General features: G+C 47.1%; 14 protein-coding genes and 1 pseudogene. 5 read left to right on the forward strand and 10 right to left on the reverse strand.

Features of this window, described 5'->3' with window-relative positions; translation table 11 throughout:
• Positions 1-39: 39 nt before the first annotated feature.
• Positions 40-453: a hypothetical protein gene (locus CFT61_RS14250; RefSeq protein ID WP_089545062.1), complete on the reverse strand. Its 414-nt coding sequence runs from the start codon at positions 451-453 to the stop codon at positions 40-42.
• A 183-nt stretch (positions 454-636) separates the two neighbouring features.
• Between CFT61_RS14250 and CFT61_RS14255 the strand changes: the two genes are divergently transcribed.
• Both CFT61_RS14255 and CFT61_RS14260 read left to right on the forward strand, forming a co-directional pair.
• Positions 637-921, forward strand: coding sequence for a putative quinol monooxygenase (locus tag CFT61_RS14255; RefSeq protein ID WP_089545063.1), 285 nt, complete (start codon positions 637-639; stop codon positions 919-921).
• Positions 922-1,036: 115 nt separating this feature from the next.
• Complete coding sequence (locus tag CFT61_RS14260) at positions 1,037-1,795, forward strand: arginase family protein (RefSeq protein ID WP_089545064.1); 759 nt, start codon at positions 1,037-1,039, stop codon at positions 1,793-1,795.
• On the opposite strand, the gene CFT61_RS14265 is transcribed toward CFT61_RS14260, so the two are convergent.
• The 5 genes from CFT61_RS14265 to CFT61_RS14285 form a co-directional block, all read right to left on the reverse strand.
• The gene (locus CFT61_RS14265; protein ID WP_089545080.1) at positions 1,792-2,334 is read right to left on the reverse strand and encodes a beta-class carbonic anhydrase; all 543 of its coding nucleotides are present in this window, start codon (positions 2,332-2,334) and stop codon (positions 1,792-1,794) included. The two genes, CFT61_RS14260 and CFT61_RS14265, sit on opposite strands and share 4 nt — an antisense overlap.
• A gap of 36 nt (positions 2,335-2,370) precedes the next feature.
• Positions 2,371-3,093 carry a phosphatase gene (locus CFT61_RS14270; protein ID WP_089545065.1) on the reverse strand — a complete coding sequence of 241 codons (723 nt, stop codon included), beginning with the start codon at positions 3,091-3,093 and terminating at the stop codon, positions 2,371-2,373.
• Between the two features lie 137 nt (positions 3,094-3,230).
• Entirely contained in the window at positions 3,231-4,757 is a 1,527-nt protein-coding gene (locus tag CFT61_RS14275; protein WP_254918992.1) for a hypothetical protein, read from the reverse strand.
• 86 nt (positions 4,758-4,843) lie between these two features.
• Positions 4,844-5,884: an HlyD family secretion protein gene (locus CFT61_RS14280; protein WP_176425624.1), complete on the reverse strand. Its 1,041-nt coding sequence runs from the start codon at positions 5,882-5,884 to the stop codon at positions 4,844-4,846.
• 47 nt (positions 5,885-5,931) lie between these two features.
• Entirely contained in the window at positions 5,932-7,329 is a 1,398-nt protein-coding gene (locus tag CFT61_RS14285) for a TolC family protein (protein WP_089545068.1), read from the reverse strand.
• A gap of 184 nt (positions 7,330-7,513) precedes the next feature.
• On the opposite strand from CFT61_RS14285, the gene CFT61_RS14290 reads away from it, so the two are divergent.
• Positions 7,514-8,395, forward strand: coding sequence for a helix-turn-helix domain-containing protein (locus tag CFT61_RS14290; RefSeq protein ID WP_089545069.1), 882 nt, complete (start codon positions 7,514-7,516; stop codon positions 8,393-8,395).
• On the opposite strand, the gene CFT61_RS14295 is transcribed toward CFT61_RS14290, so the two are convergent.
• The 3 genes from CFT61_RS14295 to CFT61_RS14305 all read right to left on the reverse strand — a co-directional run bounded on the left by CFT61_RS14295 (position 8,352) and on the right by CFT61_RS14305 (position 12,927).
• Positions 8,352-10,772, reverse strand: a complete 2,421-nt coding sequence (locus CFT61_RS14295; protein WP_089545070.1) for a hybrid sensor histidine kinase/response regulator — start codon at positions 10,770-10,772, stop codon at positions 8,352-8,354. The two genes, CFT61_RS14290 and CFT61_RS14295, sit on opposite strands and share 44 nt — an antisense overlap.
• Positions 10,773-10,992: 220 nt before the next feature.
• The gene (locus tag CFT61_RS14300) at positions 10,993-11,235 is read right to left on the reverse strand and encodes a hypothetical protein (protein ID WP_089545071.1); all 243 of its coding nucleotides are present in this window, start codon (positions 11,233-11,235) and stop codon (positions 10,993-10,995) included.
• A 285-nt stretch (positions 11,236-11,520) separates the two neighbouring features.
• Positions 11,521-12,927, reverse strand: a complete 1,407-nt coding sequence (locus CFT61_RS14305) for a sigma-54-dependent transcriptional regulator (RefSeq protein WP_089545072.1) — start codon at positions 12,925-12,927, stop codon at positions 11,521-11,523.
• Positions 12,928-13,218: 291 nt separating this feature from the next.
• On the opposite strand from CFT61_RS14305, the gene CFT61_RS14310 reads away from it, so the two are divergent.
• Both CFT61_RS14310 and CFT61_RS14315 read left to right on the forward strand, forming a co-directional pair.
• Positions 13,219-15,882, forward strand: a complete 2,664-nt coding sequence (locus CFT61_RS14310; protein WP_089545073.1) for a glycoside hydrolase family 3 C-terminal domain-containing protein — start codon at positions 13,219-13,221, stop codon at positions 15,880-15,882.
• A gap of 526 nt (positions 15,883-16,408) precedes the next feature.
• Positions 16,409-16,708: an Abi family protein gene (locus CFT61_RS14315; RefSeq protein ID WP_089545074.1), complete on the forward strand. Its 300-nt coding sequence runs from the start codon at positions 16,409-16,411 to the stop codon at positions 16,706-16,708.
• Positions 16,709-16,711: 3 nt separating this feature from the next.
• Here CFT61_RS14315 and CFT61_RS14320 read toward each other — a convergent pair.
• Positions 16,712-16,873, reverse strand: a pseudogene (locus CFT61_RS14320) (cysteine peptidase family C39 domain-containing protein); the annotation flags it as partial.
• Positions 16,874-17,627 lie beyond the last annotated feature (754 nt).

Genomic DNA, 17,627 nt, shown 5'->3' on the forward strand with positions numbered 1-17,627 from the left:
TTAATTTTGTGTTAATCTTAGGAAAAGTCTTGGTTGTTATTAGGAAAAAATGTACTTATTGCCTAATAGAAAGTTTCGTTCAGCAACGTTGAATGTACGTTCAACGTCGCTGAAAACATAGAAGAAAGTAAACACGATGGCGATAAGACTGAGGGCGCCTCCTACAAGTGCCAGGAGCAGCAACGCTATGCCCATTAATACTCCAGTTTCTTCCTTTTCTGTACTTTGTTGAGTTCCTGCTGGTGCTTGTATATCCTCTTTCTGGGCATCTGCGTTAGAGGCTTGTTTCCCTTTCTGTTGGGCAACGGCAGCCAGTTCCGTCTTTTCATTCTTTCCGTCATCAACAATACCGTAGAATTTCACCGCCACAACTTGATGAGCAAACTGTAAGCAAGCAATGTGGCAAATATGGTGAAAAAGGCGATGCAGATGGGGTTGGCGTTCATCAAGCATTGAAAACAATCTTATTTTTCAAATAAAAAGATTAATTAGTAAACTGATGACTTTTTCTCATTTAAGTATAAAAACTTCTAATTTTAACAAAAATATAACGCATAATTTGTTGGGGATTCATAAAAAATAGGTAATTTTGCAACCGGCAATTGAATACAAAGTTAATATTAAAAATAAAGAACTATGATTAGATTAAATGTATTTTTTGAGAAGAAGGAGGAGGTAAAGGTTGAGGAAATCAACGCTTTATGCAAGGAACTGGTAGAGAAGTCCTTGAAGGACAATGGCAATATTGCCTACGACTATTTCACCAGTGGAACTCGCAATGGTGTGATGATGATCTGCGAGACATGGGAGAACGAGGAGGTTCTGAAAGCTCACATGGCTTCTGAGCATTTCACTACACTGGTTCCAAAGATTGAAGCTCTTACCAAGAATGGCTTGAAACTGGAGCAGTTCACTTTCTAATTTTTTTTCAGACATCAGTCCGTGATGATACATTTTCTTCTTCATCATCGGCTGATGTTCTGCATTATATATTTCTACATAATATATAAAAGGTCTATTTTTATCTTATTGGCGTATGGAAAAGAAAATACCTGTCATTCTTCTGAACTTTACTGGCGTATATAACTTAGAGGCATTTGCCTCAAACAAGAATATCATCCACGTAGATTGCCAGGACATGAAGGGGGTGGATTGCTATTGTGATGAAGAAGGCAGGGAAGAACTGCATCGCCGGCTTGCTCCTTTTCCTGCCGAGGCAATTCATTTCATAGACTCCGGTGATTTTCATTATCTCACCGAATATTGGGTATCCAGACTCCAGGAACCTTTTTCCCTGATCGTTTTCGATCATCATCCTGATATGCAACAACCGGAATGGGAGGGCGTAGTATCATGTGGCGGCTGGGTGAAAGATGTGTTGGAGAAGAACCCGCTTGTCAGACATATTATTATTGTTGGGGCATCGGATGAGTTGATAGCTCAAGTGCCTATTCATCTGAGAGAAAAGGTCTTGTTCTATAGTCAGGCAGAAATGAATCACCATCAGGCATGGCCCTCCAAGGCTGGTAAGCTTATACACGAGCCTGTCTATATTTCCATCGATAAGGATGTCTTAAGAAAGCAGGATGCCATCACGGATTGGAGCAATGGCAACATGACGCTTATACAGCTACAAGCCGTGCTTCGTATTATCTATGCCCATGAGAATGTGATTGGCATAGATATTACCGGAGAGTGTTCTGCTACTCTTGATTATTTCACCGAAGTTGAAGATGCTGCGATAAACAACAAGACTAATGTTGAACTGATGCAGATGATCTTGGCCGAAAGTTAGATTACTTCTGTAAGCTTACCCGTTTGGGAATCGATGATATAACCATGCAGATTGACATCCTTTGGTACAAGAGGGTGAGTACGGATGGTATCAATCGTATTTCTTACAGAATCCTCTGTGTCATGGAATCCCTCCAGCCAATGGTCTAGGTCGATGCCGCAAAGTCCGATGGTGTCGATGACATCCTGATGGATGCCACGCTTGAGCATCAATTCCTTCATCTGCTGGCCGTTCATGTGGCAGGCACCGCAGTTGGAGTGGGCGATAACCATGATTTCCTCTACACCCAGTTCGTAAATGGCAACCAGGAGGCTGCGCATGGCAGAGTCGAATGGACTGATAACCAGTCCGCCGGCGTTCTTGATGAGCTTGGCATCTCCATTCTTCAATCCCAATGCCGCCGGCAGAAGCTCTGTCAGGCGGGTATCCATACAGGAAAGGATGGCAAGCTTCTTATCTGGGTATTTGCTCGTAAGATACTTCTCGTAGCCCTTGTTGGCTACGAATTCCTCGTTATACTTGATAATTTCTTCTATAATCATAGTAGTGCAAATGAAATGTGAAACGAATTTTTCCTATTTCTCAGGGGTAGGCTTGAGATAAGCCATGAATTTCTCCGGCTGATAGTTGAGAATCAGTTCTTCCGGGAACTCAGCTTTCTCTACCAGCGGCATGATGTTGCTGTAGTCGGCAATCATGGTAGAGAAGTGGGCATCACTTCCAAAGATGACAGGGGTCTCGTACTTCTTGGCAAGTTCCAGCAGTTCCAGGTTATTGGGAGCTGCTACCGTTTTGTGACGGATGGGAGCCATGGAGTGATTGTTGATTTCGAGCAAGGTATGCGTCTCCTTGGAAACCTTCATCAGAGCCTCGAAATCCAGTTCTGCCGTTCCATCTCCAGGATGGGAGATAATCTGCACGAATGGATTGCGCATGGCATTGATGACACCCTGCGTGTTCTCTTCCTTGGTCCCTCCCTGCCAGCAAAGGCTATGAATGCCGGCGATTCGGATATCAAGCATGCGCCAGTAATCCTCATCGAGGTCAATATCGCCCTGGGTATTGAGGATGTTGAGTTCCGCTCCCAGCATCAGCTTGATTCCATAGAGCTGACGGGGAACGCAATGCAGGTTTCTGAAATAGATGGGATCACAGGTGCCCGGGATATGTGGTCCGTGCTCTGTGATTCCCAGTATTTTCAACCCCTTTTCTTTTGCAGCCATGGTCATTTCCTGCAAACTGCTGAAGGCATGACCGGATGCTATGGTATGTGTATGAACGTCTAATAATGTTTTCATACTGCAAAGGTACGGATAAAGTTTGAAAAAGCAAAGATTCTTCAGGCTTTTTCTCTTTTTCGGCTTGTTTTCGGTTGCTGAATAGCAAAAACGGCTGCCAGTTCATAAGAAACTGACAGCCGTAATGATAATAGGTTTTATTTCGCAAATCCTTTCTTTTTCTTCATCCTCTTACCCACGAAGTTCCAGGAAGGCATCTTCTTCAGGGTACTTCTCACGGGCTGTACATCCCAGAGCAGGAAGATAATCAGCACGGCAATGCCGATGAGGCAGGTGATGCCATAGAGATTCCGGATGCTGAGCATCAGAAGATTGGTGGCATCGTAGGGCAAACCGCGCGACATATTGTCTGCCATCTGATAACGGAGCCCGAAACTGTACAGGCCTGAACACATCGCCGACATCGGACCATTGCGGATGATGCCTGCCATCGTCAATCCCATGAAGAAATGCTGGAACGGCATCAGCTCTTCCAGATACACGGTGAGCATGCAGAAGAAGATGGCGTTGCCGAAGCTCCGCAGGAAGCAAGGCAGATAAAGTGCCTCGATGTTGAGACCCGGATCGATGAGGAAATACATCATCACGGGATAACATACCATCGTTGCCACACCTATCGTGAGCAGACGGGTGTATTTCTGATGAAGCACCTTGCACCAGAAGAGGCAGAAGAGGCAACCGGCGATGGCTCCCGTCCATTCCACGAAGTTGAGCACATTGGTGGTGATGTTGCCGAAATGCAGCACGCCACCCGTAAAGGCGGTTTGCAGCACTTTAGGCGTACTGCCCATGAACTCTACGAAGGCAAAAAGGATGAGCAGCGGGATGAGTCGCTTATACTTCCACGCCGCCGGAGCGATGTAAGGGTGACGGATGTGGAACATTCGCTGGATGCAGAAATATCCGGTAAATATAAAGAGCAATACATCCATCTGCATGATCTTCGAATCGAGCCAGTTGTAGTGCTCGCCATAGGTGAAGAAGAAGATGAACTCCAACATCCATGCCGACCACAGGAGGCAGCCCAGATAGTCGATACTGATGAAGGGCAGGGGTTTCATGAAGCGGAAGTCGTGGGTGGTGACGTACACGATGAGTGCCACCAGGAGCAGGGCTCCCGTCATCGCCCAGTTGATGATGCGCCAATCCTGATAGATATAAATCAGGTGTTCGGTGACCCAAGGCGAAAGGAACATATTTCCCAGTACGATGCAGTAGAGCAGGGGGAAGAAGATGGTGAAATCGCGCTTGGAGGTCATCCACAACTGGATGGTGCTCATACATTCGAAGGTTCCGCAGAGCTTGAAGAAGCCTGCGATGTAAGCGAGAATGCACATCAAGGGTACCGAGTCGGTCCACATGATGAGGAAATTGCAGGTTGCCACTACCAGTGCCGCATTCAGCAGGAGTTGGCGGTTGGTAAAGTGGAACTTCATCTTGAAGAGGAAGGGGAATGGCATCGCCACGCCCACCACGTTGAACATGATGATCATGAGCACGTCTTCTCTCATCAAACTGTACTCGCCCATCACCTGGCTCATGGCTCCTCCATAGATTCCGCCCGACATCAGGAAGATGAAGGCGAAGAGGAGATAAATCCATGGCTGTAACCGGCGAGGAATATATCCATTGAACGAAGGAACCCGGAAGGGTCCCTGTAACATAGGAGGTCCTGGCATTTTTTATAATTTATAGTTTATAATTTATAGAACATTCTTGATAGTTTATAATTTATAGTTTATAGAACATTCTATTTGATGCGAACCTTGGTCTCTACGTTCAGTCCGGCACGGAGCAGGGCTATCTGTTTCGGATCATTGTCCTTGGTGAGGGCGATGCGAACAGGCACGCGCTGCTCTACCTTTACGAAGTTGCCGGTGGCATTATCCACAGGAATCATGGAATAGGCATTGCCGGCTGCGGCAGAAAGGGCTTCTACCTTGCCATGGAATACTACACCCGGGATGGCATCGGCGGTGAAATCTACAGTCTTTCCCACGGTGATGCCGTCCATCTGAGTCTCGCGATAGTTAGCTACCACCCATACATCGTTGTCATCCACGATACGAGCCAGCATCTGACCAGGCTGTACCAACTGGCCTTCGTGAATATCCTTTCTTCCCATCACGCCATCGCAGGTTGCCACGATTACGGTATAGGAAAGGTTGAGGCGAGCCAGGTTGAGCTGTGCCTCTGCCACGCTCTCTCCGGCACGGGAACCGCCGAGCTGCTGGGTCTGTACATTGCGAACCGATGCGGCACTAGCCTTGCGGCTGCTAGCCTGCTCATAACGTGCCTTGGCTCCCAGATAGCGGGCATAAGCATTGTCATATTGCTGACGGGTTACCGCATCCTTCTTCATCAAAGCCGCAAAACGGTCGAAGTCCTGCTTGGCATTCATCATATCCACACGAGCCTCCTCGATGCCGGCAGCCGCTGTCTGCACATTGGTATTGGTGGTACCCATGCTGGCGGTTACCACCGAAGAACTTGACTTGGATCCACGCAAGCCTGCCTCTGCCTGAGCTACATGCAGACGGAACTCTGCATCCTCGATGATAACAAGGGTATCGCCCTTCTTTACGTGCTGATAGTCGTTGAAACGAATCTCCTTGATGAATCCCGGTACACGGGTATTGATAGGGGTGATATGGCGGTTTACCTGTGCATCATCTGTGTAAGCCACATCGCTGCCATGATAGAAATGGCTGAAGCACCAGCCGATAGCTCCCAGAAAAAGGAGGATAATCACTACATTATATATTCTCTTGATAATCTTCTTGCTCATAATCTCTTGATAATTGTTTTCGATAAAAACTCTTATTTCTGTTTTTAAAATTAAATTTCTCCTGCCGCATACTTCATGCGATAGTAGGCATAGACGATGTTGATGCGGGCATCCACCTCACTGAGCTCGGCATTGAGCTTGAGGTTGGAGGCATCCACCATATCCGTAACCAGAGCGAGCTGGCTGAGATAGCGGGCATTCATCACGTCGTAATTCTGCTGTGCCAGCTCCACGCTCTTTCGCTGCGTTTCCAGTTCTACGTAGGTTTGCTGATACTGCACGTAGGCAGCCTGCACATTGTTGTTGAGCTGCTCTGCCTGAACGGCATGTGCCTCTTTTGCCTGTCGGGTCTCTATGGCAGCCTGCTTGATGCGCTTGTTGCTCTTGAAGAGAGAGCTGAGGCTGTATTTCACGCCTACGCCCACATACCAGACGTTGAGGTTCTTGTCAACAGGTGGCAATTCGAAGAGGATAGGTCCATCGAAGTTATCTGCAGCAACGAAAGCTACTTTTGGAAGAAGGTCGCTCTTGGCAATCTTTTCTTTCTGTTCGGCGATGCGGATGGCGTTACTGCTCTGTTCCAGAAGTGGGGAATTCAGGGTGCCTGCCGTCTGCCAGTAAGCCTCACCCTCCTTGCCGTAGGTCTTGTCGGCGATAGTGGCATCGGGGATAATCTGAATCTCCTGGCTTGTCTGGTTCATCTGGCTTCCTTCATTCTTTTGACTTCCCTGGTTCATTCCTAGGGTATTGCAAAGCTGATGGTTTAGGATGCTTCGGTTGTTCCTGAGTGCCGTCAGACCGAGTTTGAGGCTTTCCATCTGGAGCTCGTATCGGGTGATATCGTTCTTCAGCGCCATGCCTTGTGTCTGTTTCTCCTTGATGTCGTCGATGAGCTGGCGGGTCAACTCGATGTTCTTTTCATACACCTTGATGCGGTTATCTATCTTATAGAGGTCGAGATATTGCCCCAGGGCGATGAAGCGAATCTGCTGTCGGGTGAGTTTCACGCCTACTTCTGCCTGCTGCTTTCCGAGTTCGGCGAGTTTGATACCTGCGTTGATGGCTCCACCGGCGTAAACCACCTGCTGTGCCTGGAAGGCGAAGTTGTTGCCGAAATGTGGGGATTTCAAACCATGAACGTTGCTGAAGTCACGGTCGGTAATCAGCGCATTGCCGATATAGCTGAATGAGAGGGAAGCATCAAGGTCGGGCAGTTTCTTGCTTTTTGCCGCTTCGATGCCGAGATGGGCTGCTTCTACTCCTGATAATGAAGTACGAAGACTTTTGCTGTTATCCTCTACCTTCTGGAAGAGTTGGCTGATGGTCATGTTTTCTTTCTTGCTGGCAGGCAAGGAAGCAGCCGCCCCTTCGGTGGTTTGTGATTGAGCCGAAGCCCAATGGGTTCCTCCTGCAAGCAGAAGGCTTACAAATAAGATGTTCTTAATCATTGATCATAACTTTTTGAATTTCGGGTGCAAAGGTACGGAGTTTTGAGCGAACAATCGCTTTAAATATTTCGCAGTGGATGGACGATTTGGGAATAATAGTTCTTTTATATCACATATTTTGTGTAATTTTGCAACCGAAATAGGAATAAAGAGACATAATAACTCTATATATAATAAGGTGTAGATGGAATTATCAGAATTAAGCAGTCAGCAGGAAGCAAGTCTTTTCCGCTCTGGTTTGGAGGAATGGCAGGAGGGTCCGCTAGTTTTGACTTACGGAGCGATATTGATTTGTCGGAAGGGTAAGGCGAGGCTGAATGTGAATTATAAGGATTGGGAACTTTATGAGGGGGCGGTGATTACGCTCTTCCCGAATGATGTAGTGGAACTGAAGGTTGACGGGGATTGCAAATCCCCTCAAACTGAAAATGGGGATTGCAAATCCCCTCAAACAGCGAACAGTTTCCAGGCCGAAATCCTGAAATATAATCCTTCCTTGCTTCGTGAAGCAAGCTTGCAGCTGGAGCAGACGGTGTATTCTTCCTTGCGGGAAGACCGCTGTCGGCAGGATACCCCCGTGGTGACAAACATCATCAATGGGATGTTTGGCTTATTGAAGGTATATTTCGACCAGTCGGAGTGTACCTGCATCTCGCAGTTGGTATTATGCCAGTTGAAGGCATTCTTCATCGGTTTTCATGAGTATCTTCAGCGCAATCCGCAATACCGACCAGATGAAGTAAAATCGTATCGGGTAAGAGAATTGTTCAATCGGTTTATGATGCTGCTGGAGAGGGACTACAAGATTTCAAGAGATGTGAACTATTATGCCGAACAGATGAATATCTCCTCGAAATATCTGACCAACATCGTGAATCAGGTGACGGGGCATACCCCCAAGACCATCATCGACCAATACGTGATTCTGCAACTCAAGATGCATCTTAAGCGGACCACGCAAAGCATCAAGGAGATGGCTTGGGAGTTTCATTTTGCCGATGTCAGTTTCTTCTGCCGCTATTTCAAGAAGCATACAGGTCTGACACCGCAGCAGATAAGGTCGTAATCACAACCTTCAGTTTTTCTCTGATCTCGGCTTCTTCTATCTCGCCGATGTGTTCTGGGGAGAGATCCTTGAGTTCTTCGAGGCATCCCATCTGCATCATGGTGGCGATAGGGAGGAGCTTATGTGCCGCCTTTCCTATGCGGTCGGTAGATAAGGATTCCTCTTCTACGGCTTCTTTCAGATTCGTGAGATGCGCGGCAAGTTCCTGCTTCACGGTATCAAGAATCTCCTTCGCCGCTTCTTCGTCGCCTCCGGCAAAAGCAAGAAGAGCATCCAGCTGAGGATTGGATTTCTGCTGGGATGATAAAACTGGCTGGAGTGATGAATCAGGCTGGGATGGAGTTCCAGACTGGGCATCCAGTTGAGGCTGGGACTCTATTCCCAGAATATCAGACAGTTTCTCCATACTGAATGGCTTGAACAGGCAATCATCGAAGCCGGCTTTCAGAAGCTGTTCCAGGATGCTTGTATCGTGAGCCGTCATCGCTACCACCATCATATTGGTATGGTTGATGTGGGCAATCATATCCATGCCGTTCATCTCCGGCATTTCGATATCCATCAGCATCAGGGCAGGCTGTTCGTTATGTAGTGTGGTGAGGGCATCCATCACATGATTGCAGGCGAAAACCTGCCAGGTGTCGCCTACGATGCGGCGCAACATCTCCTGGAGAAGCTGGAGCTGCAGCTTGTCATCATCCAGAATCAGAATCTTGTGGTTGGCAAATTCCGGCTTCTTCTTTATATCAGTAACCTGATGGCTGCCGGAATTCTGTCCTTCCTTATCTTGAGCAGAATCGGGAGAAGGATCATGCTTAATTTCTGATGGAGCCATTTCCTGAGACTCCTCCATTGGTGCTGGCTCGATAGGGATGGTGACGATGAAGGTAGAACCTTTGCCCAGGGTAGAGTGGAGGATGATTTCTCCGCCAAGCAGCGAAACCAGTTCCTGGGTGATGGACAATCCCAAACCGGTACCCTCTATGCCCTGGGCGCTCTTCAATCTGGTAAACGCCTGGAACACCTTCTGTTTCTCCTCATCGGTCATTCCCTTTCCCGTATCCTTTACGCTCAGGGTAAGCGTAGGCTTGCCCAGAATTTCTGAAACCTGTGCCTGGATGGTAACGCTGCCCCGGTCGGTATATTTGATGGCGTTGCTTACCAGATTATCCAATATCTGACGAATACGGAAGGCATCAGCACGGAAGTACTCCATCCCCTTCATTTTGCATTCGAATGAAATCTCCAATCCTTTCTCTTCTGCCCGCAATTTCATTCCCTCTACCGATTCAGCTACCAGTTGTGCCGGTGAGAAAGAGGTAGGCTGAACCTTCATCAGTCCGTTCTCCAACTGATGATAATCGAGCAGCGAGGCAACGAGATGTGAAAGATGAGCAGCAGAGTTCTTGATGTTCTGGAGGCATTCGAGGCCTTGAGGATTGCTGACGTAATCTTTCATCAGATCGATGAAGCCCGAGATAGAGGCAGCTGGCGCCTTGATATCGTGGGTGATGGTGAGGAGCAGGCGTTCGCGCTGGTTCATGATACGCTGGATTTCCTCATTGGCAGCCTCCAGGTTTTCCCTGTAGATACGCTCCTTTCTGGCATCGCGCCAGATAAACCAGATCATGATGACGATGGCAAAGAAGGCTACGATGGCGAGCAGTTCCATCTGCCACAACAGATGCTTTCTTGCTTCCATCGCCTTCTCGATGGCTTCCTGCATGTTGTCTTTTTCACGCTGGTGCACATCGCTCAGATGTTTGGCGGAGCGCAGGGCGAGTTTGGCACTCACCATCTTCAGCTCTTCCATCTCCCTATTGATGTTCTGCTTGTGGCCTTGCGTTTCCACTTTCTCCTTCTTGTCTATCTGTTCTAGGATGTTTGCCACGTTTTCCGCCACGTTTACTGGGGTGGTAACAGAATCGATGACAGCCCGGTTGCTGTCCTGTTTTACGCTCAAGGTTTCGGCGTGCTCCTTCTTGAAGGCATCGGCGAGTCGGCGGAAGAATCCCCTTCGGGTCTTCAATACCTCTACCGTAGTCTTCTTCGCCTCGTGGGTTTGAGGTGCCTTGGAGTGAACCAGTATGGAATCCTTTCCCGTATTCAGATTCTTCACCTTATTCTGCAGATAGTTTTGGGTAGGTCTTCCTGCCATGGCATCAGACAGTTGCTTCAGGTTTCTCTGCTCCTCTTTGAGCAGGGAAGAGATGGTACTATCGGCGGCACCCCTTTTCTGGATATACTCGCGCGAAGCTTCATTGATGGCATTGATGCTCTTGGTGTTGCTATACACCAGACTGATTGCCAGAATCATGATAATGGCAATGGCGCTATATCCGAGGGCTACCTTGAGAGGAATATTGTTCTTGTGCATGAGAAATCGTTTAAAATGATGAGCAGACTGATATCTTGCTCAATAGATATTTGTTTGCAAAGTTAATGCAAAAAAATGATATTAGAAAACAAAAGGGCTAAAAACAAGTCAGGAGACCAATGAATTCTATCATTAGTCTCCTGCCTGATTGAAAGCGACGCGTAATTACTAGTGTTATTCTATCTTTTCCTCAGTTAATTACTATTTTTTAAAGGTGATATTACTCTGCTACAGTAGAATCTGTTGCTGTAGAGTCTGTTGGAGTCTCTGCTGGAGTTTCAGCTGGTGTCTCTGCAGGAGTCTCTTTCTCTACTGTTGTGTCTGCTGGAGCAGCTGGTTCTGCTGGAGCTACTGTGTCAACTGGAGCAGCTGATGATACGCTTGCCATCTTGTTGCTGGCGAATACATTGCTAACTGAAACCATAACCATAGCAGCGATAGCTGCGAAAACTAACTTCTTCATAATCTTTTGTTTTTTTATTGTGAATATTATATTTATTACTTTCTTTGTGAACAGCCTTGCTTGCGTTACCGCTCATTGGCGTGTTCACTTTCTAATATCACAATCTGCGTGCCAAAAAACGAAAGAATTATCTAATAGTTTGATTATCAGCAGTAAATACTTTTTATGCCAGAATTCTACATTGTGGAAACTGTGGAATTAGTGTGGAATTATTCCCCAAAAAATTGGGGAATGGTCATCAGATTCCCCATTTTCCCATATCATCAAAAGCCGTACTTCTTTCTATCAGATACCATATTTCTTCATCTTATTGTAGAGTGTCTTTCTATCTACGGCGAGCAATTGTGCAGCCTTGCTCTTGTTGCCGCCTGCTGCTTTCAGCGCAGCTTCTATTCTCTGCAGTTCCGTTTCCTCATCGTGCAGGGCGGTAGGGGCTTGTGGCTGGATATGCGCCATACTCTGTTCCAGTTCGGTTACTCCGATGTATCTTCCGGTGGCGAGCAGGGTAGCTCGCTTCATCACATTGTTCAATTCTCGCAGGTTGCCCGGCCAGTTGTAGGCGGCAATTCGCTCCTTGGCTTTGCCGTCGAGTCCTTCCACATTTCTGTTCAGCTCCTTGTTGGCGTGCTTGATAAAGAGGTCGGCAAAGAGGAAGAGGTCGGCACCACGGTCTTTCAGCTCCGGCATGTAGATGGTAAACTCGTTGATACGGTGGTAGAGGTCTTCACGGAAGTTGCCTTCTGCCACGCGTTGAGCCAGATTCTCATTGGTAGCGCATACCAGTCGGATATCGATATCTATTTCCTTGTTGCTTCCCACCGGACGGATTTTTCTTTCCTGGAGGGCACGCAGCAGCTGCACCTGTACTTCATAGTTCAGGTTTCCCATCTCATCAAGGAAGAGAGTTCCTCCGTTGGCAATCTCGAAAGCGCCCTTCTTGTCCTGGTCTGCTCCCGTAAACGATCCCTTCACATGACCGAAGAATTCTGATGCCGCCACCTCTTTAGGAATGGCACCGCAGTCGAGTGCGAAGAAAGGCTTATTGGCTCTTGTGCTGAGTTCATGGATTCTTCTAGCCACATATTCCTTACCTGTACCGCTGGCACCCAGGATGAGTACCGACATAGGGGTAGGGGCCACCAGGGAAACGAAACTGTAGAGCTTGCGTGAAGCCTCGCTTTCACCTTCCAGGTATTTGGGTACATCCCCATTGGCAGATGAAGCCTGGTTTCCTGCCTGCTTGCCAGGTGCTGCGTCTGTAGGAGTAGAATTTGTGTCTGTGGAACGCAGACTATCTGCTGAGGCTGCATACGGATCCTGTTTTTTCGGAGTCTTGATAGCTTCCTTGATCTTATCCAGAAGGATTTCCGGATGGAAAGGCTTTGCCACATAATCGGTAGCACCCGATTTCATGGCGAGCACCACATTCTGAATTTCTGCATAGCTGGTCATCACGATGAAAGGCACCTGCACGCCATGCTTTCTCATCCATTGCAGCAGGAAGATGCCGTCGTGATCGGGAAGGCGGAGATCTGATAATACCAGATCGAATCCTCTTTCTGCCTCCTCGCAAACCTGTATGGCGGCCTTGACCGAAGTAGTTTTCTCCACCTCGAATCCCTTCTTTCTGAGCCATGTCTGAATCATGGTTCCAAATGCGATGTCGTCTTCAACTATTAGAATCTTTTCCATGTCATTGCGATCTTACTGTCTTGTTGTATCTTTCTTACTTGCTTACTTGTATCTTTGTCTTCTAAAAAGATAGTGTTGTTTCAGAGTGCAAAGTTAGCACTAATATTTGGAATCAGCAAGGAAAAAGGGCTTAATTGTTTAAATGAATCGAAAAAATTAGGAAGTAATCACATAAAAATGGAAACTAGTTGAGCTTTTTAACACTTCATCTATCTCTGAATTCAGGAAAAATGTGTATTTTTGCATATTAAAACGAATCTATATAATATTTACGTACTAACAATAGTAGTTATGAAGAAACAAATACTTACATTGGCCATGCTGTCCGCTCTGGCGCTCTCAGCTCACGCCCAACAGCCAGCCAATCAGCTGTTGCCTTATCAGAACCCTAACCTTTCTGCCGAGGCAAGAGCCAATGACTTGCTTTCACGCCTGACCCTGGAGGAGAAGACGAAACTGATGATGGATGCTTCGCCTGCCATCTCCCGACTGGGTATCCCTCAGTTTCAATGGTGGAACGAGGCGCTGCATGGTGTGGCACGCAACGGATATGCCACGGTTTTCCCTATCACCATGCACATGGCTTCTTCCTGGGATGATGCCTTGCTCTATCAGGTGTTTACTGCCGTAAGCGATGAGGCGAGAGCCAAGGCGCAGGTGGCGAAGAAGTCGGGTAATGTAAAGAGATATCAGAGTCTGAGCTTCTGGACTCCGAATGTCAATATCTTCCGTGATCCTAGATGGGGACGCGGACAGGAGACTTATGGCGAAGATCCTTATCTCACCACACGTATGGGACTTGCCGTGGTGAATGGTCTGCAGGGACAGTCGTTCGACGGCAAGCCGCTGGCGGCTCCTGGTGTTCTGGCTTCTGATCAGTCTAAGGCTCCCCAGTATGTCAAGACGCTGGCTTGTGCCAAGCATTTCGCCGTGCATAGCGGTCCGGAGTGGAATCGCCACGTCTTCAATCTGGAGAATTTGCCAGCCCGGGATTTGTGGGAGACTTATCTCCCTGCCTTCAAGTCGCTGGTACAGGATGGACATGTGGCTGAGGTGATGTGTGCCTATCAGCGTATAGATGGTGCTCCTTGCTGTTCCAACGCCAAGTTTGAGCGCCAGATCCTCAGAGAAGAATGGGGATTCAAGGGATTGATTACTTCCGATTGTGGAGCAGTCAACGATTTCTATATGCCGGGCTATCATGGTACGGCAAAGACCGCTACCGAGGCAACTGCCCAGGCTGTGAATGCCGGTACCGACCTGGAATGCGGCAGTGCCTATCGTACTATTCCGAAAGCTGTGAAGGCGGGAATGATCAATGAAGATAAGGTAAACCAGAGTTTGAAGCGCCTGCTGGTGGCTCGTTTCAAACTCGGCGATTTCGATAAGGATGAAACCGTGTCGTGGACTCAGATTCCTGAGAACGTCATCGCCTGCAAGGCTCATAAGGATCTGGCTGAGAAAATAGCAGAAGAAGGCATCGTACTTCTTCAGAACAGAAACCAGCTGCTGCCATTGAACCGCAATCAGAAGATTGTGGTGATGGGACCTAATGCCAATGACTCCATCATGCTGCGAGGCAACTATTCGGGTTATCCTACCAGTTCTACCACCATCCTCCAGGGCATCCGCAACTATATGAAGGGGGCTGAGGTAAAGTATGTTCCGGCTTGTACCTTGACAAGAAACGAGGTGCAGGAGAGCCGTTTCAACCTCTTCCGTGAGGGAATGAAGGCTACCTATTGGAACAATCAGAATCAGAAGGGCGAGCCGGTGGCTACGGATGTGATGAAGACTGCCATCAATCTGAGCAATGGTGGTAATACCGTGTTTGCACCGGGTGTGAATCTTACTCATTTCTCTGCCCGCTATGAGGGAGTGTTGACTCCTGACAGGGATGAGGATCTTACCATCAATATGGGTATTGATGACGGTTGCCGCCTGATAGTGGATGGCGATACCATCGTGAATATGCGAGAGTGCTGGGGCCGTGTGGCGCCTATCATCAAACCGCTCTCTCTGAAAGCAGGCAAGCCGGTTAAGATTCAGATAGATTATACCCAGAAGGAAGATGTGGCTGTGATGCAGTTTGATATCCTGAAGACTTCGAAGCCTACCAGCGAGCAGATTCTGGCAGAGGTGGGCGATGCGGATGCCGTGGTATTCGTTGGCGGTATCTCTCCAAACCTGGAGGGCGAGCAGCTTGAGATTGAGGAACCGGGATTCAAGGGCGGCGACAGAACCGACCTGGAGTTGCCGAAGGCTCAGCGTCAGGTCATCGCCATGCTGCATCAGGCAGGCAAGCGTGTTGTCTTTGTCAACTGTTCGGGATGTGCCATCGCCATGGTTCCTGAGACAGAGAATGCCGAGGCGATTCTTCAGGCATGGTATCCTGGTGAACGGGGTGGTGAGGCTGTAGCCAAGGTTCTCTTTGGCGAGGTGAACCCATCGGGCAAGCTTCCGGTTACCTTCTACAAGAGTGTGAACGATCTTCCTGATTTCCTCGATTATACGATGAAGAATCGTACCTATCGTTATTTCAAGGGTGAGCCTTTGTTCCCATTTGGTTATGGTTTGAGTTATACCTCTTTCGAGTATGGCAAACCTACCCTGATGCAGGTGAAGAGCAGGAAGCGTGGCAGCAAGGATGCTGATTACAAGCTGATGTTCTCCTTGCAGAATACGGGCAAGCGTGAGGGTACCGAAGTTGCGCAGGTTTATATCAAGCGCATGGATGACGTGGATGGACCTATCAAGAGTCTCAAGGCATTCAAGCGTGTGTCTTTGAAGGCTGGCGAGCGCCAGATGGTGAGCATCGATCTTCCTCGCAAGAGTTTCGAGGGTTGGGATGCCCAGACCAACACCATCCGCGTGGTTCCTGGCACTTACCAGGTATTTGTTGGCGGCTCCAGCGCTGATGCAGCCAAGACTAAGATAGAAGTGAAGATCAAGTAAGTCTCTTTTCATAGAGCTTATCTTGGAATACTCAAAAAAGGCGATAGGTGCACTAACTCTTGAATCAATAAGATTTAGTACACCTATCGCCTTTTTTCTCGAATCAACCAAGAAAAAATCAATTTTTCTTTTGTATATAAAATGACTTTTTGCATTAATTTGTTAACAAAACTAACTCACACTAAATTGGACTTTGGTTGAATATCAAGAAGTTAGGCGTTTGCCTTTATAATATAGGTAACAATATGGAAACGAGCGGACTTCTGCTCGTTTCTGTATTTTGCAATATGCAAAGAACGCCTTAATTCGGGGACAAAGATACGATATTTTTCTAAATCTCGCATAGCTTACAAGGAGAAAACCTTGGAAATTAGAACTTTTTACGTTAAAATCCATATTTGACAAGCAGATTTTGAAGAAAATATTTGGAGTTTCCAATAAAAAAGAGTATTTTTGCAGCAACAAATCCCACCACGCCTCTCAACGATGCGTACCACGGTGGGACTTCGCTTTTTATAAAGGGTATATGGATTACGACAAACAACCGATAAACGTAGATGAACAGGTTGCCTTGCTCCAGAACAGAGGGCTGGTGATAGAAGATATTGCAACTGCCAAATTGCAGCTTCGCAATATCAGTTATTTTCGTATTGCCAGTTACCTACGATATATGGAGGAAGACAGACAGTTTCATCATTATAAACTGGGTAGTACATTTGAACAAGCCATCGACCTTTATCTCTTTGACAAAGAACTTCGTCAACTTATATTCAAGGCAATTCAAGCACTTGCTGCCACAATGTCTTGTTGCTTATTACAATTCTAATGTTTGGTTCCAATGAAGAATACAAGGCAAAGGGGCTTCACCTAGGACCATAGTTGTAGCTCTGGCGCATGTAGTATGCAAGCCAAGTGTATTTGCAGCCTCATTAATACCTAACAGAGAGACTCCTTCCGTTGTCGCAAAACAAAGTTTCGACAGAGAAGGCAATGGTTCACGTAGCTACCGATACGCTCCTTGACACGCAAAGCATTGATAATCATCGGAATAAAATCCTTTGATGCACAAAGATGCCTTTCCGCATTGTTACCTGCTTTGCATAGGTAACTGTGGCTCACGATTTAGTAACTGAACTACTTCAATATTCCTCACTCGCTTGCTTTATGCCGATTTGGCAACTTTGTGCAAATCTACTCATTCCCAACTGTTTACGTTCCAACCCCTCTTATTCTCCTTGGCAGCTTTAGTGCTTTATGTTAAAAATACTAAGTCATAGTTTTCTTTCCTGCAACTCATAGATTTCTTCCCTGTAGCTCATAGATTTCTTCCCTGTAGCTCATAGATTTTGGCATCATAGCCCATTGTTTTTAAGCAAAAATGGGCTAAAAAAATAACACGGACAAATTCAATTTGTCCGTGTTTTAAAAATGAAGCTTAATTCATCCCTACCACATTCGTAGTAATGCTTCTGTCCTCTTTTCATATTTTACCTCGCCTTGGCAAGATATTGCTCTAGTACAGGGCAATATAATGCCAAGGCGAGGCAAGAAACGATGCGTCCTCTCGTATTGGAGGAATTGGTGCATCTGGTTTTCTTCTGATGCGTCGTATAGAATCCTAATCTCTTTTTTACTCTTCACCCTTCACCTTTGCGCCTGAAACCCCGATAAACACAGGGATTTCGGGAGGTGAAGAGTGCTTACTCACTCTTCACCACTCTTCACCTTGTGTGCAGGATTTAAAA

The sequence above is a fragment of the Segatella copri genome (assembly GCF_002224675.1).
Classification (GTDB): domain Bacteria; phylum Bacteroidota; class Bacteroidia; order Bacteroidales; family Bacteroidaceae; genus Prevotella; species Prevotella copri_U.